The 20,148-nt window shown below is 69.5% G+C and carries 19 protein-coding genes and 1 pseudogene; 11 read left to right on the top strand and 9 right to left on the bottom strand.

The window, feature by feature from the left end; genetic code table 11:
• Position 1: 1 nt before the first annotated feature.
• The 3 genes from rpmF to AB0J10_RS03205 all read right to left on the bottom strand — a co-directional run bounded on the left by rpmF (position 2) and on the right by AB0J10_RS03205 (position 2,170).
• On the bottom strand, positions 2-172 hold the full coding sequence (gene rpmF, locus AB0J10_RS03215; RefSeq protein ID WP_363057238.1) for a 50S ribosomal protein L32: 171 nt from the start codon (positions 170-172) through the stop codon (positions 2-4).
• Between the two features lie 199 nt (positions 173-371).
• Positions 372-1,130, bottom strand: a complete 759-nt coding sequence (locus AB0J10_RS03210) for a TIGR03943 family protein (RefSeq protein ID WP_363057236.1) — start codon at positions 1,128-1,130, stop codon at positions 372-374.
• Positions 1,127-2,170 carry a permease gene (locus tag AB0J10_RS03205; protein WP_363057234.1) on the bottom strand — a complete coding sequence of 348 codons (1,044 nt, stop codon included), beginning with the start codon at positions 2,168-2,170 and terminating at the stop codon, positions 1,127-1,129. Before AB0J10_RS03205 ends, AB0J10_RS03210 begins: the two co-directional genes overlap by 4 nt.
• 347 nt (positions 2,171-2,517) lie before the next feature.
• Here AB0J10_RS03205 and AB0J10_RS03200 point away from each other — a divergent pair, with 347 nt between their 5' ends.
• The 8 genes from AB0J10_RS03200 to AB0J10_RS03165 all read left to right on the top strand — a co-directional run bounded on the left by AB0J10_RS03200 (position 2,518) and on the right by AB0J10_RS03165 (position 11,690).
• Complete coding sequence (locus tag AB0J10_RS03200; protein WP_363057232.1) at positions 2,518-3,912, top strand: alanine racemase; 1,395 nt, start codon at positions 2,518-2,520, stop codon at positions 3,910-3,912.
• Between the two features lie 49 nt (positions 3,913-3,961).
• The gene (locus AB0J10_RS03195; protein ID WP_363057230.1) at positions 3,962-4,942 is read left to right on the top strand and encodes an ornithine cyclodeaminase; all 981 of its coding nucleotides are present in this window, start codon (positions 3,962-3,964) and stop codon (positions 4,940-4,942) included.
• The gene (locus tag AB0J10_RS03190) at positions 4,939-6,375 is read left to right on the top strand and encodes an MATE family efflux transporter (RefSeq protein WP_363057228.1); all 1,437 of its coding nucleotides are present in this window, start codon (positions 4,939-4,941) and stop codon (positions 6,373-6,375) included. The genes AB0J10_RS03195 and AB0J10_RS03190 overlap by 4 nt, the downstream gene beginning before the upstream one ends.
• Positions 6,372-7,514: a histidinol-phosphate transaminase gene (gene hisC / locus AB0J10_RS03185; RefSeq protein ID WP_363057226.1), complete on the top strand. Its 1,143-nt coding sequence runs from the start codon at positions 6,372-6,374 to the stop codon at positions 7,512-7,514. Before AB0J10_RS03190 ends, hisC begins: the two co-directional genes overlap by 4 nt.
• Positions 7,478-8,494 (top strand): cysteine synthase family protein, encoded by a 1,017-nt coding sequence (locus AB0J10_RS03180; RefSeq protein ID WP_363057224.1) that lies wholly within the window; start codon positions 7,478-7,480, stop codon positions 8,492-8,494. The genes hisC and AB0J10_RS03180 overlap by 37 nt, the downstream gene beginning before the upstream one ends.
• 245 nt (positions 8,495-8,739) lie before the next feature.
• Positions 8,740-9,765 (top strand): ABC transporter substrate-binding protein, encoded by a 1,026-nt coding sequence (locus AB0J10_RS03175; protein WP_363057222.1) that lies wholly within the window; start codon positions 8,740-8,742, stop codon positions 9,763-9,765.
• Between the two features lie 12 nt (positions 9,766-9,777).
• A complete protein-coding gene (locus tag AB0J10_RS03170) occupies positions 9,778-10,875 on the top strand; it encodes an iron chelate uptake ABC transporter family permease subunit (protein WP_363057220.1) in 1,098 nt (365 codons plus the stop codon).
• The gene (locus AB0J10_RS03165; RefSeq protein ID WP_363057218.1) at positions 10,875-11,690 is read left to right on the top strand and encodes an ABC transporter ATP-binding protein; all 816 of its coding nucleotides are present in this window, start codon (positions 10,875-10,877) and stop codon (positions 11,688-11,690) included. Before AB0J10_RS03170 ends, AB0J10_RS03165 begins: the two co-directional genes overlap by 1 nt.
• 305 nt (positions 11,691-11,995) lie before the next feature.
• Here AB0J10_RS03165 and AB0J10_RS03160 read toward each other — a convergent pair whose 3' ends face one another.
• Entirely contained in the window at positions 11,996-13,645 is a 1,650-nt protein-coding gene (locus AB0J10_RS03160; RefSeq protein WP_363057216.1) for a bifunctional NAD(P)/FAD-dependent oxidoreductase/class I SAM-dependent methyltransferase, read from the bottom strand.
• Between the two features lie 76 nt (positions 13,646-13,721).
• Between AB0J10_RS03160 and AB0J10_RS03155 the strand changes: the two genes are divergently transcribed.
• The 3 genes and pseudogenes from AB0J10_RS03155 (at position 13,722) to AB0J10_RS03145 (ending at position 15,941) form a co-directional block, all read left to right on the top strand.
• A complete protein-coding gene (locus AB0J10_RS03155) occupies positions 13,722-14,279 on the top strand; it encodes an XRE family transcriptional regulator (RefSeq protein WP_363057214.1) in 558 nt (185 codons plus the stop codon).
• A gap of 794 nt (positions 14,280-15,073) precedes the next feature.
• Positions 15,074-15,498, top strand: a pseudogene (locus AB0J10_RS03150) (DUF4259 domain-containing protein).
• 38 nt (positions 15,499-15,536) lie between these two features.
• Positions 15,537-15,941, top strand: coding sequence for a hypothetical protein (locus AB0J10_RS03145; protein WP_363057212.1), 405 nt, complete (start codon positions 15,537-15,539; stop codon positions 15,939-15,941).
• 18 nt (positions 15,942-15,959) lie between these two features.
• Here AB0J10_RS03145 and AB0J10_RS03140 read toward each other — a convergent pair whose 3' ends face one another.
• The 5 genes from AB0J10_RS03140 to AB0J10_RS03120 form a co-directional block, all read right to left on the bottom strand.
• Positions 15,960-16,187, bottom strand: coding sequence for an NUDIX hydrolase (locus tag AB0J10_RS03140; RefSeq protein WP_363057210.1), 228 nt, complete (start codon positions 16,185-16,187; stop codon positions 15,960-15,962).
• Positions 16,188-16,628: 441 nt separating this feature from the next.
• Complete coding sequence (locus tag AB0J10_RS03135; protein WP_363057575.1) at positions 16,629-17,270, bottom strand: hypothetical protein; 642 nt, start codon at positions 17,268-17,270, stop codon at positions 16,629-16,631.
• Between the two features lie 558 nt (positions 17,271-17,828).
• Positions 17,829-19,040: an MAB_1171c family putative transporter gene (locus AB0J10_RS03130; RefSeq protein ID WP_363057208.1), complete on the bottom strand. Its 1,212-nt coding sequence runs from the start codon at positions 19,038-19,040 to the stop codon at positions 17,829-17,831.
• On the bottom strand, positions 19,034-19,552 hold the full coding sequence (locus AB0J10_RS03125; protein ID WP_363057206.1) for a hypothetical protein: 519 nt from the start codon (positions 19,550-19,552) through the stop codon (positions 19,034-19,036). The genes AB0J10_RS03130 and AB0J10_RS03125 overlap by 7 nt, the downstream gene beginning before the upstream one ends.
• A gap of 41 nt (positions 19,553-19,593) precedes the next feature.
• A complete protein-coding gene (locus AB0J10_RS03120; RefSeq protein WP_363057204.1) occupies positions 19,594-20,091 on the bottom strand; it encodes a hypothetical protein in 498 nt (165 codons plus the stop codon).
• Positions 20,092-20,148: the final 57 nt, after the last annotated feature.

Genomic DNA, 20,148 nt, shown 5'->3' with positions numbered 1-20,148 from the left:
CTCAGCCTTCCGGGCGCAGTAGTCCGCGCTCGTAGGCCTTGGCCAGGCGCTGGGGTACGAGGTGGCTGGCGCCGTCGACGGTGATCAGTACCAGTTGCGGCGCGGTGGCCTTCCACTGGGCGCGGCGGTGGCGGGTGTTGCTGCGGGACATCTTCCGCTTGGGTACGGCCATGGCGTTCTCCTGGGCGAGGTGGACTGCGCCGCACGTTACATGAAAATGGTAGCCATTATCAAAAAGGAGTCCTGTCCCGCAGATCAGCGCCAGGGCGACACCGGTCGGAGACGCAGGGCTGAGGTCGCCCCCGTCGCTCCGAGTCGTCCACCGCGGTGCGCGCCGAGCCGGTGGCCTCACCCGCGGTGCGTGCGCTCTCTCAGCCGGCGGAAGGGGCCCGGTCGAGGTACGGCATCGCCGGCTCCGGGATTCCCCGGACGGAGGTGACGTCGAGGGCCGGCGCTGCGGACGTGGTGCCCAGGGTGCCGCTCGGATGCCAGGTTCCGGTCACCCTGACCCAACTGTCGGCAGGCGGCGCCTTCGCACCGTGCATCGTGACGGACAGCGACTGCGCGTCGGCGGCGCAGCAGGAGAAGAGGAGCCGGGTGAGATCCCAGGTCCCGTTCTCGCCGGGAGTGGCGAAGCCCTGCAGGAGGACGGTGCGGCCCTTGAGGTTCTGCTGTTCCTGCTGCTGCACTCGCGCGATGAACTCGGTCAGCGAAAGGGGGACGGGGTCGTGGGCGGGAAGCGGCTCGAAGTGCTCGTAGTCCTCGACGATCTTCGGATTGTCGCGTGTCGCGCTGTACGAGCCCAGGGCCGGCGGGGCGAAGAGGAGGAGGGCGAGCGCGGGCGGCAGCAGAAGCCAGGCGATGCGAGGCCCGTGGGTGTGGTGGTGGCCGTGCGCCGACTCCGGGGCGGGGTCGGCGCGCGGGCCGTCGTGCCGAGGACGTGAGGGGACGGGAAGCCCGTCGTGCCGGGCGCCGATCGCTCCCAGTGCGCAGAGGACGATCCCGGACGCCACCAGGAAGGGCTGCAGCTCCTCCTTCACATAGCGCAGGCCGATGTCGCTGAACAGGGACACCCGCAGGACCCCGGCGCCGGTCAGCAGGAGCAGCAGCGGCTGGAAGGTGCGTCTCACAGGAGCCACCACCCGACGAGGACACTGCACACGACGGCGACGACGGCGGTGGCCGCCGAGAACCGGAGGGCGAAGGACCGTCCGAACGTCCCTGCCTGCAAGGCGATGAGCTTCACGTCGACCATGGGCCCGACCACCATGAAGGCCAGGCGGGCGGTGGGCGAGAAGCCGGTCAGTGAGGCTGCGACGAAGGCGTCGGCCTCCGAGCAGACGGCGAGGACGATCGCGAGCGCGGCGAGGAACAGGACCGACATCCAGGGCGATGCCGAGAAGGTGTCCAGGAGCGACCGCGGCACGGCGATGTTGAACGTGGCCGCGGCCATGGCGCCGAGTACCAGGAAACCACCGGCGTGCAGGAAGTCGTGCTGGAAGCCGAGCCGGAACTCCTCCCAGCGGCTGTGCCCGTGCTGGTGCCCGGTGTGCCGGGCCGGCATCCGCAGCCACTCCGATCGCCCGAGCTTCAGCCACAGCCAGCCCATCGCGACGGAGACGGCGAGCGAGGCGACGAGCCGGGCGGCGACCATTTCCGGGTTGCCCGGGAAGGCGACGGCGGTCGAGGCCAGCACGACCGGGTTGACCGCAGGCGCGGACAGGAGGAACGCGAGGGCGGCCGCCGGCGTCACACCCCGCCGGATCAGACTTGCGGCAACAGGCACCGAGGCGCACTCGCAGCCCGGCAGCACGATCCCGGCGGCGCCGGCCACCGGTACCGCGAGGGCGGGGTTGCGCGGGAGCACCTTGCCGAACACATGCGCAGGAACGAAGGCGTTGACCGCCCCGGAGATCAGTGTGCCCAGGATGAGGAACGGAAGAGCCTGAACGGTGATGGCGACACAGATCGTCTGCCAGGCCCGGAAACCGGGATGGGTGAGCCAGTCGGCTGCGCCCGCGTTCCAGGCCAGTCCGGCGACGACCAGTACCGAGGCCGCGCCTGCGGTGAGAACGGACGCCGGAGCGGGGCGGCCGGTGCCGGGGTCCGCCCCGTGGGGGCCGGAAGCGTCGACCCTCAGGTGTCTCACCGACCCGTTGGGTTCGTTCACGTCGTCTCCGATTGTTCGAAGGAGGCATCACGATATCCGTGTCGGCAGCCACGTCCTGACGGCCCGGCTGCCGCTCGGCCTCGTCGGGCACACGGTCGGGTCGGCGCCTTGGTCCCTGCCTCGTCAGCCGCCGCTGCTCGGCGGCGTCGGCAAGCATGTGGGCCACAGTGGGGGCGAGCTGTCACGCCGGGTCGGTCTGCGACGTGGCTGCGGCCACCGTCAGAGTCCCGACGTCCGCGTCCCCTGATGCCGAAGTGCATCTGTTTCGCCCTTTATGTGCAGGTGGGCCAGGCGCTCGCCATGGACTCCTATTGAAAATGAGTATCATCATCGTATAGAAGTACGGGGTGCTCATCTCGCGACAGCGGCTGGAGCGCCCGACGGCCGGAGTCCGGCCCTTCGCGCTCACCGCACTCCGGCATCCCATGGTCTCCTCGCTCCTGACGGATCACCGGGCCCTGCTGGCCGACCTCCTGGACGGCCTGGGGTCACCGCTGCACATCGTGCTGCCCGAGATCTTCGAGGAGAACGTCGTCGCACTCCGCCGGGCGTTCGCCGAGGCGGGCGCCACCGCCGACATCCTGTTCGCCAAGAAGGCGAACAAGGCCGACTGCTACGTGAGGTCGGCCGCCGCCCTGGGTGTCGGAATCGACGCCGCCAGCACCCCCGAACTGGTCAAGGCCCTGGCAGGCGGAGTGCCGGGACACCGGATAGGGATATCCGGCCCGGAGAAGGACGACACGCTGCACACCCTCGCCGTCCAGCACGGCTGCCTGGTGGCCGTCGACTCGATCAGTGAACTCCGTCGGCTTGCGGCAACGGCACGGCTCGCGCGGCGGCAGGCCACCGTGCTGCTGAGATCCCGGACGGCCGGCCAACCGGGAAGCCGCTTCGGGATGTCCGCCGCCGAGCGTGAGACCGCCGTCGGTCTGTGCGCGGAACTCGCCGATGACATCAGCCTCCGGGGATTCTCCTTCCACCTGAACGGCTACTCCACCGCGGAACGCGCGACGACGGCGAACGAGATGATCGAGCACTGCCTCGACGCCCGGCGGCGTGGCTCACACTCCGCGGAACTGGTCGACATCGGCGGCGGGTTGCCGGTTCGCTATGTCGAGCCCCGGCTCTGGGACGAGTTCCTGGAGCAGAACGACCCGGCCCATTACCACGCGGCCAAGGACTTCAACGACTTCTATCCGTACGGCGGAGAGCCCGCCGACCGGGCAGTGCGCGCGATCATGAGGCATCCGGTCGGCGGTGGCGAGAGCCTGGCGGCGAAGGCGGAACGCGTCGGCGTCCGGTTCGTCGTCGAGCCCGGCCGGGCCCTGTTGGACCAGGCCGGATTCACCATGTACCGGGTTCAGCAGGTAGACGACCGGCGGGACACCGACGGCTACGCGATCGTCACCGTCGCGGGCAGCAGCTTCAGCCTCTCCGAGCAGTGGTTCAGCAGCGACTACCTCCCCGACCCGCTGCTGATGTCAGCCCGGCCCACCGCCGACGCGACGTTCCCGGCCTGCGTCGCGGGCTCGACCTGTCTGGAAAGCGACCTGGTGACCTGGCGGAAGATCGGCTTCCCGCGGCCCGTACGGCGCGGTGACCACCTGGTCTACCTCAACACCGCCGGCTACCAGATGGACTCCAACGAATCGCCGTTCCACGACGCCGCACTGCCGTTGAAGGCCGTCGTCCGGCTCGGTGACGGCACCGCCCCACCGCGCTGGCGCCTGGACGGCATCTGACGCGACCCGAACGAATCCGATGCGACCCCCAACGAAGGAGTGACCTCGCATGTCACAGGGCTACGCCCCACCCGGGAAGTTGTGGCTCCTGCCGCAGTCCCAGCAAGAAGGGCTGGACCTCGACCACCGGCAGGTGATCGAGGTCGTCGAGAAGGCCTACCGCGCATTGCGCGAAGGCGGCTCGAACAACCCGGTCAAGACGATCATCGACGATCCCGACCATCACTCGCTGAGCTATTCGATGGTGGCCAGGGACGCCGGCAGCGGCACCGTCTGCTTCAAGGCCGTCTACGAGTTCGACCCGCGCCGCACCCGGGACAGTTACCGGTTCCACTCGTTCGTCTTCCTCGTCGACGACGCCACCGGTGCGCCCATCGCGCTGATGGACGTGGTGAAGCTCGGCCCGTTGCGGTCCTCGGCCACCACCGCGCTCTTCGCCCGCGAGGCATGCCCGGACGCACGCAGCGCCCTGGTCGTCGGCACCGGCGTCCAGGGGCAGGCGGCACTGCCGATGCTGGTAGCGGCTCTGCCGAAGCTGGAGCGGTTGCAGGTGTTCGGCACCTATCCCGAGGGTCTGCGCGCCGTCCAGGACAGCGTCGACGGCCGCGAGGTGGAAATCGTCACGGATCTCCGGGAAGCCGCAGGGGAGGCGGACATCGTGATCGGCGCCGCCGGCCTCTCCGCCACGCAGGAGGTCCGGCGCGACTGGATGAAGCCGGGCTCGGTCGCCGTACTGCTCGGGTACGGCGTGCACGCAGACGTGTGCCACGGCGCGGACCACCGGATCGCCACCGACACCGTCCAGATGCACGCCACCTGCGACGACCTGCGCGGCGAGGACGGCAGCCTGCCGTCGGTGGACGCCCAGCTGCCGGACGTCCTGCTCGGCCGGGCACCCGCCCGACGCCATCCGGACGACGTGGTCTTCGCCTACAACAGCGGTATGGCGGTCACCGACGCCGCGCTGGGCCGGTACATAGCCGATCTCGCGCTGGCGAGCGAGCGCGGGGAAAAGGTCGACTTCTGGTGAGCAGTACCCGAACGAACGGCACGACCTATGCGACAGAGACCGGCGTCGGCCGGTGGGTCGGAAACTCGCGGGCGCTGCTCAAGCTCGCGTTGCCGTTGATCCTGACCAACTTCGCCCATGTCGCGCTGACCACGGTGGACATCGTGATGCTGGGCAGGCTCGGCGCGGTGGAGATCGCCGCCGCGGGGCTGGCCCTCGCGTTGTTCAACCAGTTGCGCACCACCGGCACGGGTCTGGTCACCGGCGTCGGCAACCTGGTGGCCGAGGCGCGGGTGCAGGGCGACCGGGAACGCGTCGGCGCCCTGCTGTTCGCCGGCTTCTTCTGGGCGACCGTCTGCGGTGTGGTGTTCTGTGCGGCGCTGCTGCTGATCGGCCCGCTGCTCGTGCTGCTGGGGCAGGACCCCACGGTGGTCGACAAGGCAGGCGAGTTCCTGCTGGTCCTGGCGCCGGGCATGCTGCCGTGCCTGTGGTTCCAGAACCTGCGGCACTTCACCACCGGGCTCAAGCGCCCCGGGCCGCTCCTCGCCATCACGATCGCGTCGGTCGGTGTCACCATCGGCCTCAACTACGTCCTCATCCACGGCAGGTTCGGCCTGCCCGCATTCGGCTTCGTCGGCGTCGCGATCGCGACCGTCACGGTGTTCCTGCTGTCCTTCCTGGCGTTCGTCGCTGTGATCCTGCGCGACGGCGTCCTGCGGCCGTACCTCGTCTCGCCCGACGCACGGCGCTGGGACGGGGACGCGGTCCGGTCCGTCTGGCGTCTCGGCCTGCCGATCTCGGGGACCTATGCCTCGGAGGCCGGGTTCTTCAGCGTGCTCACCCTGATCATCGGCTCCCTGGGCGTCGAGGCCCTGGCCGCGCAGACGGTGCTGAACCAGATCGTCTACATCGTCTTCATGATCTCCGCCGGCCTGTCCCACGCGGCGTCGATCCACATCAGCGAGGCCGGCGGCGGCAACGACTATGCGGCAGCGCGCAGAATGGGACTCCTGGGCACGACCTGGGGCCTGATCGCGACGCTGGTGATCGCCGTCGGGTACCTGGCGATCCCGGAGCGGATCGTGTCCCTGTTCATCTCGGCCGAGCACGCCGGCAACGCGGACATCATCGCGCTCACCGTGACCGGGCTGCTGATCGCGGCCCTCATGCAGGTCTTCGACGCCACCCAGAACATCGGCAACGGCATCCTGCGCGGTATCGGCGACACCGCCGGGCCGTTCCGCATCTCCCTCGTCGGCTACTGGCTGATCGGGCTGCCCGCCGGCTACCTGCTCGGGGTGGCTGCCGACGGGGGCGTCGAGGGCGTCTGGATCGGCCAGACCATCGGCCTCGCGGCCACCGCCGTCATCCTCCTGGCCGCCTTCCTGCGCCGCGTCGACCGGCTCCACCGGGAGACGTCCGGCGCACCCGTCCCGGAACCGGAGTCGTCATGAACCCCGTCCTCGCACCGGCCTCCTCGGCCTCACTGATACGCAGAGAGGTGGCGGGCCTGCCCCGCTACGATCCCGGCGCCGACCCCGACGAGGTGGCGGCCCTCAGCGGCTCCGGTCGCGTCATCAAACTCTCCAACAACGAGAGCCCGTTCACCATCTCCCCGGCGGTCGCGGAAGCCGTACGCCTGGGCCTGGCCGGAGGCGTCTCCCGCTATCCCGACCCGACCGGCAAGCGGCTGGCCGGGGCCATCGGAAAGAGCCTGGACGTACCGGCCGAGCGCGTCGTCCTCGGCAACGGTTCGGAGAACATCCTCGAGCTGCTGTGCCAGGCCGTCCTCGATCCCGGCGATCTGGTGGTCACCCAGGCGCCCGGCTTCAGCCTGCACGAGATCTTCCCGCGTGTCATGGGCGCCCGGGTCGAAAAGGTTCCGGTCACCGCCGAGTTCGGGTTCGACGCGGCCGCCTGGCGCGACGCGCTGGCCGCAGGCCCGAAGCTCGTCTTCCTCGCCAACCCGTGCAACCCCACCGGAGCGATGCTCAGGGCCGGCCAACTGGAGCAAGTCGTGGCCGGCACCCCGGAGTCGGCCCTGCTGGTGCTCGACGAGGCGTACGGCGAGTTCGCCCGGCCCGACCCGGAGTACCCCGACGGCCTGGAGGCCCTGCGCGGGCAGAACCGGCCGTGGATCGTGCTGCGCACCTTCTCCAAGGCCTACGGCCTGGCAGCCTTCCGGGTCGGGTACGGCATCGCCTCCGATGCCGCCCTGATCCAGGCACTGGACCGGGTCCGTACTCCGTACAACGTCAACCAGCCGGCCCAGGACGCCGCCATCGCAGCGCTGGGCGACCACGAGCACCTGGCGAACACGGTCCGCCGGACCGGCCTGGAGATCGCCAGGGTCACCGACCGGTTGCGCGGCGCGGGACTGCGCGTGGTCCCGTCCTCGACCAACTTCCTGTTCATCGACACCGGCTGCCGCTCCGACCGGGTCGCCCGGGAGCTGCACCGCGCCGGAATCATCGTCAAGGCGTGGCGCGAGCCGGGATACGAGAACCACATCCGAGCCTCACTGTCGACCCCCGAGGAGAACGACGTCTTCGTGCGGTGTCTGACGGAGATCTGCGCGAAGGACAAGCCGTGATCAAAAGCAGGGTATCCGACCTGATTGGGCGAACGCCCATGCTCAGACTGTCGGTTGCAGACGGTTCGGCCACCGTCGTGCTGAAGATGGAGCAGTACAACCCCACCGGTACCGCCAAGATCCGGATGGCCAGGAACATGGTGGACGAGGCGGAGGCGGCGGGGCTGCTCGCCCCCGGCGGGTGGCTGGTCGAGTCCACCTCCGGCAACACCGGGCTCGGCCTGGCGCTCATCGCCGCCGAACGCGGATACAAGTTCACCGCCGTGGTGGACAACCACTCCAGTACGGACAAGTTGCGGGGCATGCTCGCCTACGGGGCCGACATCCTCAACGTCGCCGGGGACGAGGACGGGCTCGCCACCGCCGAACGCGACACCGTGGCCGAGCGGCTCGCGGCCGAGCACGGCGCGTACTGGACCGCGCAGCACCGCAACCAGGGGAACCCCAACGGCTACCGGCCGCTCGCCCGCGAACTGCACGACGACCTGGGTGACGACATCCACTACCTGTACGGGGCCGTCGGCACCGGTGGTTCGCTCTGCGGCACGGGCCGCGTCCTGCGGGAACGCATCCCGGATCTGAAGATCATCGGTGTCGAGCCGGTGGGGTCCGTCGTCTTCGGTGGCAAGGGCGCGCCCTACCACCAGTCCGGGACCGGTACGCCCGAAGGCTCGGAGATCGGCGGCGTCGTCGAGTACGAACTGTTCGACCAGGGCCTCAAGGTCAGTGACTCGGAAGCCTTCGAGACCTGCCGCTACCTGGCCAGGAACTTCGGCATCCTGATCGGCGGTTCGGCGGGCGGCGTGGTCTACAAGGCCCTGGAGCAGGCGCAGGGCGCGGGGCCCGGGACCACCATCGTCGTGCTGGTCTGCGACGGCGGTGACAAGTACCTGGACACCGTGTTCAACGACGACTGGATGGCGGCCAACGGCTTGTTCGACGAGCAGGTCGTCCACCGGCTGGCCGCGATGCTGCGGTAACGCCCGCACCGGCGGAACCGTCAGGACCCCGCGCTCCGGGCGCCGGGTCCCCGGGGCGTGCGTCCATGACGCGCGCCCCGGCTCCGTCGGGCACCCCCGTCCCGGTGTGCCCGGACGCCGCTGCGGGCCGCCGCCGAGCGGCGAACTCCCGTGCGCGGAAGCCTCTTCGGCCGCGTTCGCCGGGCTTTCGTCGGCAGCGGGAACAGGGCTTCGGCACCCCCGTCCGACCTGCTACTCTGCAGCAGATGAAAACGAAAACGATTACCATAATAGGTACGGCCCTGGCGGCTCTCTCGGCCACGGGGTGTGCCACGGACTCGTCCACCGATGCCCGCGGTCAGGACGCGAAGTCCGGAAAGAGCGCGACGGCCTACCCGTTCACCCTGAGGAACTGCGGTACCGACGTGACCTACAAGGCCGCGCCGAAGAAGGTCGTCACCCTGAACCAGACCGCCGCCGAGATCCTCATCCACCTGGGGGTGGGGGACCGGATCGTCGGGTCGGGCTACGAGGTCGAGAAGACGCCGGACGCGATCGCCGAGCAGTACGAGAGGATTCCGGTCCTGTCCGCGCCCGGGGCGGAGATCAAGCACGAGAAGCTGCTGGAGGCACAGCCGGACTTCGTGTACGGCTCCTTCGCGAGCATGTTCACCAAGGAGCAGTCCGGCGAACGCAAGCAGTTCCACGACCTGGGCGTTCCCACCTACCTGACCGAGTTCGACTGCACGTACCACGAGAGCGTGGCGAACGCGGACTTCACGATGTTGTTCGAGGAGTACCGCCGGCTCGGCAAGATCATGGGCGTGCCCGAGGCCGGAGAGAAGCTGGCGGCCGAGCAGCAGGCCGTGGTGGACAAGGCGGTGGGCGCCGTCGAGAAGCGGGACAAGCCGCTGAAGGTCATGTGGTTCTACTCCACCTACGAGGGCACCCCGTGGGCGGCGGGCCCCGGGGGCCTGCCGCAGCACATCTCGCAGCTCGTCGGGGTCGAGAACATCTTCGCCGACGCCAAGACCAAGTGGGCCGAGGTGAGTTGGGACGAGGTCGCCGCGCGGAATCCGGATGTCATCATCCTGGCCGACCTGACCCGGGGCGAACCCAACGACACCGCCGAGGAGAAGATCGACCTCCTCAAGAAGGACCCGCTCACCAGCAGGCTCGCGGCCGTGAAGGGCGATCGGTTCGTCACCATCCCCGGCAGTCACATGGATCCCGGCTACGGAAGCGCGTCCGCGGTTCCCGCGCTCGTCGACGGCCTGAACAAGCTCGGGTGACCTGTCGACATCATGACGACGAGTTCACACACGACCGCCGCGCGCACCGGAGAGCCGACCACCAGAGGTGACGAGGTTCCGGTGCGCCGGCGGCGCGCCTCGACCGTGGCGCTCCATCTTCTGGCCGTCGCAGGGCTCCTGGTGTCGATCGTCACCGCGTCGCTGTTCGGGAGCGCCGACATCCGGCCCCTGGACGTGGTCTCCACGATCCTCCGGCACATCGGTCTGGGCGGCATCGCCCCCACTCCTCCACTGCCGGGACTCCTCGACGCACTGATCTGGGAGTCCCGCTTCCCGCGGGTGCTGCTGGCCGTGGCCATCGGCATGGCCCTGGCGGTCTCGGGCGCGGTCCTGCAAGCGGTCACCAGGAACCCCCTGGCCGACCCCTATCTGCTGGGAGTCTCCTCAGGTGCCTCCACCGGCGCGGTCGCCGTACTCCTGCTGGGCATCGGCGGAAGCATCTCTCTCTCGACCGGGGCCTTCGTCGGCGGCCTGGTCTCCTTCGCCCTGCTGCTCCTTCTGCTCGGCGGGGGGCGCGTCGCCAGCCCTTCCCGGGTGGTGCTGACCGGCGTACTCGTGTCCCAGTTCTTCGCCGGGGTCACCTCGGTCGTGCTCATGGTCAGCGGCGACGCGAACTCCACCCGCGGCTTCACCTACTGGCTCCTCGGCACCCTCGGGGGCGCCCGGTGGGAGGGGGTGACCGTCACCGTCGTGATCATCCTGGTCGGGGTGGTCGCCGTGCAGTTCTTCGCGCCCGCCCTCGACGCCTTCACGTTCGGGTGGGACTCCGCCGCCGCCCTGGGCATCAACGTCACCGCGGCCCGCATCTGGCTGATGGTGCTGACCGCGGTCATCACGTCCGCCGCCGTGGCGGCCTCCGGCGCGATCGGCTTCATCGGGCTGCTCATCCCGCATGGCGTTCGCATCCTGACGGGCCCGATGCACCGCACCCTGCTGCCCCTGTCCGCGATCGTCGGCGCCGTCTTCCTCATCTGGGTGGACGTGTTCGCGCGGACGGCGTTCGCGCCCCACGAACTGCCCGCCGGCGTCATCACCGCGCTTCTCGGCGCGCCCGCGTTCGCGCTGGTCCTGAAGCGTCTGGAGTCCTGATGGGTCGTATCACCACCACCCGGCTCTCCTGGTCTGTCAAAGGCCACCGGCTGCTGGACGGCATCGAGATGGCGGCCCACGACGGGAAGGTCGTCGGCCTCCTCGGCCCCAACGGCTCGGGCAAGTCCACACTGCTGCGGCTCCTCGCCGGACTGCGCCGCCCCGACACCGGAACCGTCCGCTACGACGACACGGGCCTGCGCGAACTCGGCCGACGGGTGCTGGCCCGACGGCTGGCCGTCGTCGAACAGGACGTGTCCGCCCACCACCACGTCAACGTCCGCCAGGTCGTGGAACTCGGCCGCACCCCCTTCCGGGGCCGTTTCGGCGCGCTGAGCGAGCGCGACCGGGGGATCGTCGACGCAGCGCTCGAACGCACCGAGATCGCCGACAAGCAGCACCAGAGCTGGCACACCCTCTCGGGAGGGGAGAGGCAGCGCACCCAACTCGCCCGCGCCCTCGCCCAGGAGCCCCGGGAGATCCTGCTCGACGAACCCACCAACCACCTCGACATCCGCCACCAGCTCGAACTCCTCGATCTGCTGACATCACTGGACGTCACCTGCGTCGTGGCCCTCCACGATCTCAACCTCGCCGCCCGTTACTGCGACCACGTCATCGTCCTCGACCACGGGCAGGTGGCCGCCGCGGGCGACCCGGAGACCGTGCTGACCCCGGACCTGATCAGGTCGGTCTACGGCGTCGACGTCCTCGTCGACCGCGAACACGTCACCGGCACCCTCCGCGTCACCTACCTGGCCGCCACCGCCAGGCAGACGACTGCCACGAAGGCGATGCAGCTCGATCACCAGTAGAGCCCACCGGCCGGCGACCACCACGACCTCGGCGCTGCCGCCCGGGGGTTCGGTGCGGCTGTGGTTGCCCGGAGCGCAACGAAGCCTCCGGGCAACCGACTTCAGGTTCCGGAACAGGCCGGGTTTCCGAGGACAGCGAGAACGAAGAAGGGCCGTTCCGGGCGGCGTTGCACTCTTCCCGCCCTCATGCCCGACGCGGCCGTGTCACTCCTCCCGGAAAACGGCCTTTGCCACGAGGTCACCCCGTGCTTCCCGGGACGCGGGTTCAGTCCGGCGCTGCTGCGTCAACGGATCCGGCAGCGCGATCAGACCGCTCGCCGAGTCGCGCGCAGTACGACGTCGTCGACGTGGTGGGTGCTGGCCGCGCCGGAGGGCCGCGGCCGGGTCTCGTGGATCTCGACATGCCAGGTGTCCGGCTCGGCGGTGAGCGCGGCGGCGAACTCGTCGACCCCGACGAACGCCTCCGGGTCGTACATCCGGGTCTGGGTCGCGACGTCCACCGGGTCGTGCAGGGGGCTGAGGTCGTGGTGCACGACCAGGAGCGTGCCGCCGGGGGCCACGGCGGCGAGCAGGCTGCGCAGACCGCGCTGGTCGGGCGTGCGCTTGAACGAGCCGTACTGCAGCGAGACCAGGTCGAAGGTCTCGCCGCCGAAGGGCGCGGGATCGTTGGCGTCGCCTCGGACGAGGTCGACGGCGAGCCCGCGGCGTTCGGCCTCGGCGCGCACCCGGGCGAGCGCGTTGCCGGAGATGTCGGTGGCGGTCACCTTCCAGCCGCGCTCGGCCAGCCAGAGGGCGTCGGCGCCTTCGCCGGTTCCCACGTCCAGCGCCCGGCCCGGGGCCAGGGCGGAGACCTCTCGGACGAGGGTGCCGTTGGGGTTGACGCTCCAGGTCCGGTCGGGGCCCCCGTAGCGGTGGTCCCAGTCGGCCTCCTCGCCCGAGCGCCGGACGGCGGCGCGCAGATCCTCCTCGGCGAGACTGAAGGCGATCACGGCGCCGACCTGGCTGCCCTGGGCGGCCGACGGCAGCACCTGCAGACTCGGGTCGGTGACGTTGCCGGCCGCGTAGATCCCCGGTACGTCGGTCTCGCCGCGCGGGTCGACCGCCAGGACGTCGCCGGCGCCGGTCGGGTGCGGGGTAACGCCGAGCCCGACCCCGGCCAGCACGTCGGCGCGTGCCCGGAACCGCGCACCGACCACGACGGCGTCGGCCTCGAGGACACGACCGTCGCCGAGCTCGACCCCGGACACCTCGCCGTCCGGCCCGGTGAGTACCCGGCGGACCTCGCCGCGCTCGACGACGACGCCGGAGGCGGCAAGGGCTTCGACGACTCCCTCGTCGAGTCCGGCCGGGTCGTGCAGCACGACGGCCAGCCGGTCGGTCAACTGCCGGAACAGCGGGGTCGGGTGGAGACCCAGGGGGTGAGTGACGATCTGCACCAGGCGCTGGTCGCGCACTTCGAAGCCGTGGCAGAACGGGCAGTGGATCACGCTGCGTCCCCACCCCTCGGCGACTCCGTCGATCGCGGGGAGCTCGTCGGACAGGCCGGTGGCGGCGAGGACGCGGCGGGCGACGAGCACATGCCCACCGGTGAGGTCGAGCCGGAACCGGCCGTCGTCGCGACGGTGCACGCCCACGACTCGGCCGGCGAGCACCTCCCCGCCGTACGTGCGTACCTCCGCGCGCCCGGCCTCCATCAGCTCGTCGGGCGCGACCCCCTCGTGCCCCAGGTAGCCGTGCATGTGCGCGGCCGGGGCGTTGCGCGGGGTGCCGTCGTCGACCACGACGACGCTGCGCCGCTGGCGGGCGATCTGCAGGGCGGCGGCGAGACCGGCGGCCGAGCCGCCGATCACGGCGACGTCGCAGTGGCGTTCCAGGGTGGGGTGCTGGACGCGGCTGATGTGCCGGGTGTGCTCGGAATGGGCTGAGTGCCGGCTTTGCGCGGTGTGGTTGCTCATGGGTCCGACGGTACGGGCGTCCGGCGTTCTCGGCAAAGCCCCTTGCGTAATTAGCAAGAAGTGCCAGGATGGGGGCATGAACAGAGTCGCCGACATCGAGGCCCTGGCGCGGTCGCGCCTGCGCAGCATGCGCACCACCCTGGGGTACTCCCTCGACGAGCTGGCCGAGCGCACCAACCTCAGCCCGTCCACCATCAGCCGCGTCGAGACGGGCAAGCGCACGCTGAGCCTTGATGTGCTCGTGCCGCTGGCGAACGCCCTCCAGGTGAGCCTCGACGTGCTCTTCGAGGTACCCGATGACGACGACGTCGTCATCCGTCCCGTCGCGCACAGCAGCGGGACGCGGACGACGTGGCGGCTGAGCCGTCCGGACGGGCGCACGGTCGCGATGAAGATGCGCCTCGAGCCGTCCGACGCGTCGCCCGGCCAACGGGTGCACCCGGGCCACGACTGGTTCCTCGTGCTCGAGGGGCGCGTACGGCTGTGGCTGGGCGAGCGGCAGATCGACGTCGACGCGGGGGAGGCGGCGGAGTTCGCGACGATGGTCCCGCACGCGATCACGGCCCTGGACGGGCCGGCCGAGTTGATCATGGTCTTCGACCGCGATGGACAGCGCGCGCATGTGCACCAGTGAGCTTCATCGAGTCGGCCACCGATCAGGTGGTGGCCGACGAAAGCGCGACGAGCGAGGCCCCGAGTCGGGGTGAATCGGCAGGTGGTCACCGATCCAGCCGGCCGATCCCGGGCAGTCCCCGGACGAGTGGCAGCGCGTCGGCCGAGGTGACGCACCCGAGGGCTGAACCGGGGGATCTGGTCCGTGACTGGTCCGGAAGCACTGGTCAGGAGGGGCGCAATCGTGGGAGGCACCGGGAGTTGGCGCGCAAGCCGCGCTCGGTCGGGAGCGAGCTGAGCGAAAGGCGCCTGACGGGTGAGGACCCAGTTCAGGCGCCTTTCCGCAGGCGTCTAGAAGAAGCCCAGCTTCTTCGGCGAGTAGTGGCCGAGGCGTCGCGGCGGCGGGTTGATCAGTGCCTGCCAGTGCCTCCCGACCCTGACGCCCCCGGGTCATGGTCGCAGAACCACGGTTTGAAGGGGCGGCGCCGGCGCACTATGGCTGTGAGTGCGCTTCCGCTGCTTTTCTCCATTCGTCGGCAGAGTTCCGCTTGGCGTGACCGGCGCTGTTTCCGCAGGTGAGAGACGGACGGTCACACGCCGCGTGAGAGCCGGCGGAAAGGGCCATGGTGAACCGCTTGGGAGCTGAGAAGGGCATTCGCCCAGCTGAGCTGCCTCAGGCTCGCTGCCCCGTGAATTGGCCTGACGGTGTGGGCCCTCCTGGCCTGATGGCGACTCGACCGGGCCGTAGCGCCGTGATGACCCATCAGCGTGCCCTCTGTCACGATGCCCCGGTCAACATCATGATCAGGAGAGACCATGGGCACCTGGGACATCGGCCCCTTCGACAACGACACCGCAGCGGACTTCGGCGGCGACCTTGACGAGGCAACCGCAGGCGAACGTGAGGGTGTCGTTCCCGGCGCTCTCACGCACGTGATCGACACCGTGGGCTACCTCGAAGCACCCGAATCCGAGAGGCCGTAGCCACAGCCGCCCTTGTCGCCTCCCAGTGTCCTGGCGGTGAGCCTGCCGATCCGTTCTATGGACCGGAGGATCCCCTTCCCGACCTCACAGGCCCGCGCGACCTCGCCCTTCAGGCCCTCGAACGTGTTGTGACCGAACCGTCAGAGTTGATGGACCTCTGGGACGAGTCGGATGGCGGAGCCTGGCGCGCAGACATCCGCCGTCTGAAGGATGTGCTGCTGCCGCAGCCTCCAGATGAGCAACTCAACCTGATGTGACCCACCGCAACCGCTCGAGTCCTACCCGAAAGGCCACCATGAGCTGGGACGTGCTCCTCCTCCGCCTGCCTGACGGCGTCACCTCGGTGCAGGAGATCCCCGCCGACTGCAGCCCGGCCCCGCTCGGCCGGCGGCACGACGTACTCGCGGCCGTCACCCAAGCCTGTCCCGAAGCTGATCTCTCGGACCCCACCTGGGGCGAACTCTCCGGTGCTGCTTGGTCCATCGAATTCAACATCGGCTCGGTAGACCCCGTGGACTCGGTCATGCTCCACGTCCGAGGCTCCGGCGACGACGTGCTGATCCATATTTTCCGCCTTGCCGAGGCTCTGCGGTGCGGAGTGCTCGACTGCGCAGAAGGGGACCTGATATCTCCGGGGCAAACGTCGGGCTGGCATTCCTTTCAGCAGTTCCGTGATCGCCTAGTCGGGCCCTCTCAGTGATGCCCCAGGCCGCAGCAACTAGCGGTTGCGTCCTGGGAAGTGGTGTACGGGTTCGACGACTCCTCCGGGCAGCAGCCACCGGTCGTCCTCGCGGTAGGTGGGGTGAACGAGCAGGACGCGGCCGACTTGGTCAGTGACGAGCGCGGCGGCACCGACCCACACCGTGTGCCGGGGGACGGCGTGCTGCCCTGCGGACAGGGCAGCACGCGGTGCGACATCATCCGAACGTGAGACGGGAGTGGTCACTTGGCGGTGCCTTCCTTATCGGTGGGGCGGGCATGGGTTCGGCACGGGACGGGAGCGGTGATCAGGAGGTACCGCCGTTCATCCGTCGCTGCAGCTCCCTCGGCCGGTGAGCAGTGCAGCGGGGCCGGGAAAGATCGGCCAGTCCACGGTGATGCGGGTGTGCTTCTTGGCAAATACGTGCAGTTCGTGGTCTCTGATCGGAGGGGCGCAGCTGGCGGGCGGTGATGCGGGGGCAGAGGGCGCCGCGGTGGTTGTGCTGCCAGTGCCGGACCTGCTCGACCATCTCCTGTGGAGCGAGATGTCCTCGGGTGCCGTGGCCATGGACAACGAACTCGTACAGGCCCTTGCCGTCGTCTCCGTCGCCGATGCGCTCGGTGGCCAGTCGCGCGGGGGAGTTGCCGCGGACGATCGCGGCGCCGGGCCAGTGCTTGGGCGGCGGGTTCAGGACCCCTTTGTCGCCGTCGGAGTCGACCGAGAGGCGGCAAAGCCCGGCAGGGCGCCGGCGAGGTAGAGGGTGAGGGCGTCGAAGGGGTCCTGGCCGCCTACGGTGACGTGGGTGTGTGTCACGGTCGGCTCGCAGGTGAGGGCTGGGGCGAGTTCGTCGACGGGCAACGGGGTGCCGTCTTCCCAGGACAGGTGGACGCCGGTGCCTGGGACGGTGCGGCGATTCCTGTGCCAGGCGCCGTCGCCCTGCATGGCGACAAAACCGCAGACGATGAGCGGCTCGTCGCTGTGCAAGGCCCCGTCGCGCTTGGTGAAGCTGATGGCCCAGTGGTACCCGTGTAGACGCACCGGTGCGAGGAGACGGCCGCCCTCGGCCAGGGCGTCGATCCAGGGCAGATCCCAGGTGTCGACGGTGACCACGATGGCGTTGAATTCGCCGTCCGGCACCACCTCGGCAGGCCGGTGCTCGGCGTCCGCGGTGACCGCGCGGATGCGGCCGTATCCGGTCTCGGTCAGGAAGCGGGTGGTCCGGTCGGTGACGGCTGGGTCGATGTCGAGGGTGGTGACATGGCCGGTCGGGCCGGCGAGTTCGGCGATGAGAGCAGCGTTGTAGCCGCCGGAGCCGAGAAGCCGACGGATTCGCAGAATCTCAAAGGGGAATCCACGGGAACCCGAGGGTTGTCTCGCCTTATTGCTTCCGACGCGTGGGTTCGCTGCTGAATCACGAGCGTGCGGGAGTCACTGCGGCATTCTTCGCGGCCTGCGTATGGCCGCCGATGGGGAGAGTCACGACCTCCGCTTGCGGTGCGTGCCGAGTGTGAGGTGACTGCAGGCGGTGGCCTTTGCTGGGGGGCCGACGGTCGGCGACGTTGGTTGGTGTCGGCGGAAGGCTCGGTGAGCCTTCCAGTGTGGCCCCGCCGCCCAGCGCGTCAGTCGGTCCCGACCAGTCGTCCCTACCGAAGATCACGCGGTTACCGCTGAGTGGGTGGTCGGGCTCCAGCACGTCCCCGTGGTGTGCGGGTCGCCGGCCAGGAAGTCCGGCCATTCCGGTGTGACGATCGCCGCAGTCGGCGTGTGCTACTCCGCGGCGGCGGCCGGTCCCACACCGATCGCGACCCAGGCCAGAGCGATGGCAGCGACTGCTCGTGCGCGTGGGCAGGTGGGCGGCCACTGCCACGGCGTCGATCGCCACGTCCGTCAGCTGTGCCGGTGCTGCGGCGCGCGCCTGTGTGGAGGGATGACGAACGAGCGGGCGGATGCCGAGGTGTAGGCCCGGGCCAGTTCGATTAAGTGGGTCTTCTCGGCCGTGAGAGTTGTCGCGTGCTCCTGGCGGGTGAGGAGCAGCGGCGACTTCCATTGGTCAAACGATTCTGCAGAGGGCTCGCGCCGAGGGCCACCCGCGAGCTTCGCCCGACGGGCCTCCTTCATCACACACGCCAGGACCGCCGCGTCGGCCTGGACAGGGGTGAGGTCCAGGGGCCGGACATGGTCGCGGGCGAGCAGGGGGAGCCCGGGCGGAACGTAATGATCGAGTTCCAGCATGGCGTCCCGGATCTCTATGAGCTTGCGGTAGGAGAGCAGTCTGCGCGGTATCGGAGGCCAGAGGAGTTCGAGGAGTCTTATGCGGCGCTTGGTCAGGACGACATGGGGGACGGCATCCACCAGGTCGTGCCAGAGGGGCCAGAGACGCCACACGGTGCGGGCGTCGGCCAGGGCGCCGGCGAGCGTGACGGCGGTGGGCACGAGGATGGCTGTCGCGCGCAAGAGGGCGTGCAGATTGATCAGGAGCGGGAGGTAGGGCAGAGCCCATGACGCGTCCAGCACGAGGCGGAGCAGCCGACCGATCCAGAAGAGCTCGGCGAGCGCGGTGCCTGAAGCGAACAGCCAGAGAGCGGTGGCGAGGGGGCGGTCGCCCGTGCGCAGGCTGTACCAGCAGCAGACGATCATGCACACGGAGTTGGCCACCACATGGGTGAAGATGAGTGTCAGCCAGTAGGCGAAGGACGGCGACGGGCCTGCGGCGGCGATCACCGAGTGGGAGGGATGTGCCGGGACGGAGAGGTCGAGAATTGTCAGGACGACCAGGATCGTGCCAATAGCACCGCAGAGGCCGACGCGGAGCCGGCGACTCCTGATGGGTGCGGCGACGAAAAACAGGACAGCGCCCGCCGAGACCACTCCGGTCAGGTTTTTCACCAGATCGACAGCGTGGCCGGTGCCGACGAGCTCCGTGGTGATCCTGGTGATGGTGGGGAGGTCCAGCGCCATCGCCACTCCCGCCGTGGTCACAGCCAGCCACAGCCCGCGCTGGTCCGCGGCGCGCAGAGACGGCGCCGCGCGAAGGAGTACGGCGAGGCAGAGGCAGAGACAGCTGGGGTACGTGAGCCACTCGCCGAACGCGCTCAGCACCCGGGGTCCTCGACCCCGAGGGCCGCACTCAGACTGGCGAGCGGGTCGTGTCGTTCACGTCGCGGCGGCTGATCCGCCCCGGTGCGCAGGAGGCTCGCGAGCAGCTCGGCTTCGCGCTCCTGGCGGGTGGAGTAGTTGGTGCGCCCGAGGAGGCGTCCTATCATGCGCGGATCGAGATCCGGCAGGACCGTGCGCAAGGGGTCACCGTCGTCCGCTTCCTCCGTCATCGGATGGTGGTCGAAAAGCATGTGGCCGAATTCGTGCAGCACGATGTGTTCCTGATGGAGCGTGGAGGTGTGCTGCTCGTAGAAGATGTGGTCGTCCGCGGTCGTCGCGAGCCAGAGGCCGCAGGCGCCAGCCGTCGCGGCTTCGAGCGGTAACGCGTGAAGATGCAGCGGTCGTCCACGGTGCGCCGCGACGTGGTCGCGGAAGCTCGCCATGGAGAACGGCTGGGGGAGCTGGATCTGTTCGGCGAGATTCCGGCACCGCCGATGCAGGGTGAGGGATCGCATCACCTACGGCTCCTCGGTGTAGGGCTTGAAAGCGTCCTCCGTCACGTGGCCGTCGTCTCTCCACCGGCTCCGGCGTCCGTGCCCGACCCCTGGTGACCAGACTCGGGGAGGTTCTGCACCTTCCTCGTCTCGTTCACGATGGTCAGCAGGGAGTCGAGGCTCGCGGGCGAGAGCCCCGAGGCCCGCATCGCCAGACTGCGTACCTTGGCATCCCTCAGGGCGGTGGCGAGCGCCAGCTGGGCTTTCACTCTCTGCGACACCTCCTCGTTGAGGAAGTACTCAGGAGGTACCCCGAAGAACTGAGCGAGGACGTCGAGTTGTTCGAGGGTGATGTTGCGCTTCTTGCCCGTGGCGAGTTCCCACAGGTACGTCCCCGAGATGGAGCCACCGGTCTCGGCGCTGATTTCTCGGGCGAGGCGAGCGTATCCCGGCCGCTGCTGTTCATCGGGGTAGACGGCGTGGATCAGTTCGGTGAGCCGCTGATCGAACTTCCGTAGCAGCGGGCGCACTTCGTCCTGGTGCGCCGGTTCCCCACCCATGCGACCCCTCCCTCCCGAAGACACTCCGAGGACACAGGCCATGTGTATCCCTGTTCA

The sequence above is a fragment of the Streptomyces sp. NPDC049887 genome (genome assembly GCF_040656535.1).
Taxonomy (GTDB): Bacteria; Actinomycetota; Actinomycetes; order Streptomycetales; family Streptomycetaceae; genus Streptomyces.
The sequence above is the reverse complement of the archived record's forward strand: the minus strand, read 5'-3'. Positions and strand labels throughout refer to the sequence as shown.

Bases quoted from the DNA above. Each gene is read 5' to 3' on its own strand.
- rpmF (WP_363057238.1), bottom strand. From the start codon at position 172: ATGGCCGTACCCAAGCGGAAGATGTCCCGCAGCAACACCCGCCACCGC.
- AB0J10_RS03195 (WP_363057230.1), top strand. From the start codon at position 3,962: ATGTCACAGGGCTACGCCCCACCCGGGAAGTTGTGGCTCCTGCCGCAG.
- hisC (WP_363057226.1), top strand. From the start codon at position 6,372: ATGAACCCCGTCCTCGCACCGGCCTCCTCGGCCTCACTGATACGCAGA.
- AB0J10_RS03175 (WP_363057222.1), top strand. From the start codon at position 8,740: ATGAAAACGAAAACGATTACCATAATAGGTACGGCCCTGGCGGCTCTC.
- AB0J10_RS03170 (WP_363057220.1), top strand. From the start codon at position 9,778: ATGACGACGAGTTCACACACGACCGCCGCGCGCACCGGAGAGCCGACC.
- AB0J10_RS03165 (WP_363057218.1), top strand. From the start codon at position 10,875: ATGGGTCGTATCACCACCACCCGGCTCTCCTGGTCTGTCAAAGGCCAC.
- AB0J10_RS03160 (WP_363057216.1), bottom strand. From the start codon at position 13,645: ATGAGCAACCACACCGCGCAAAGCCGGCACTCAGCCCATTCCGAGCAC.
- AB0J10_RS03155 (WP_363057214.1), top strand. From the start codon at position 13,722: ATGAACAGAGTCGCCGACATCGAGGCCCTGGCGCGGTCGCGCCTGCGC.
- AB0J10_RS03145 (WP_363057212.1), top strand. From the start codon at position 15,537: ATGAGCTGGGACGTGCTCCTCCTCCGCCTGCCTGACGGCGTCACCTCG.
- AB0J10_RS03125 (WP_363057206.1), bottom strand. From the start codon at position 19,552: ATGCGATCCCTCACCCTGCATCGGCGGTGCCGGAATCTCGCCGAACAG.
- AB0J10_RS03120 (WP_363057204.1), bottom strand. From the start codon at position 20,091: ATGGGTGGGGAACCGGCGCACCAGGACGAAGTGCGCCCGCTGCTACGG.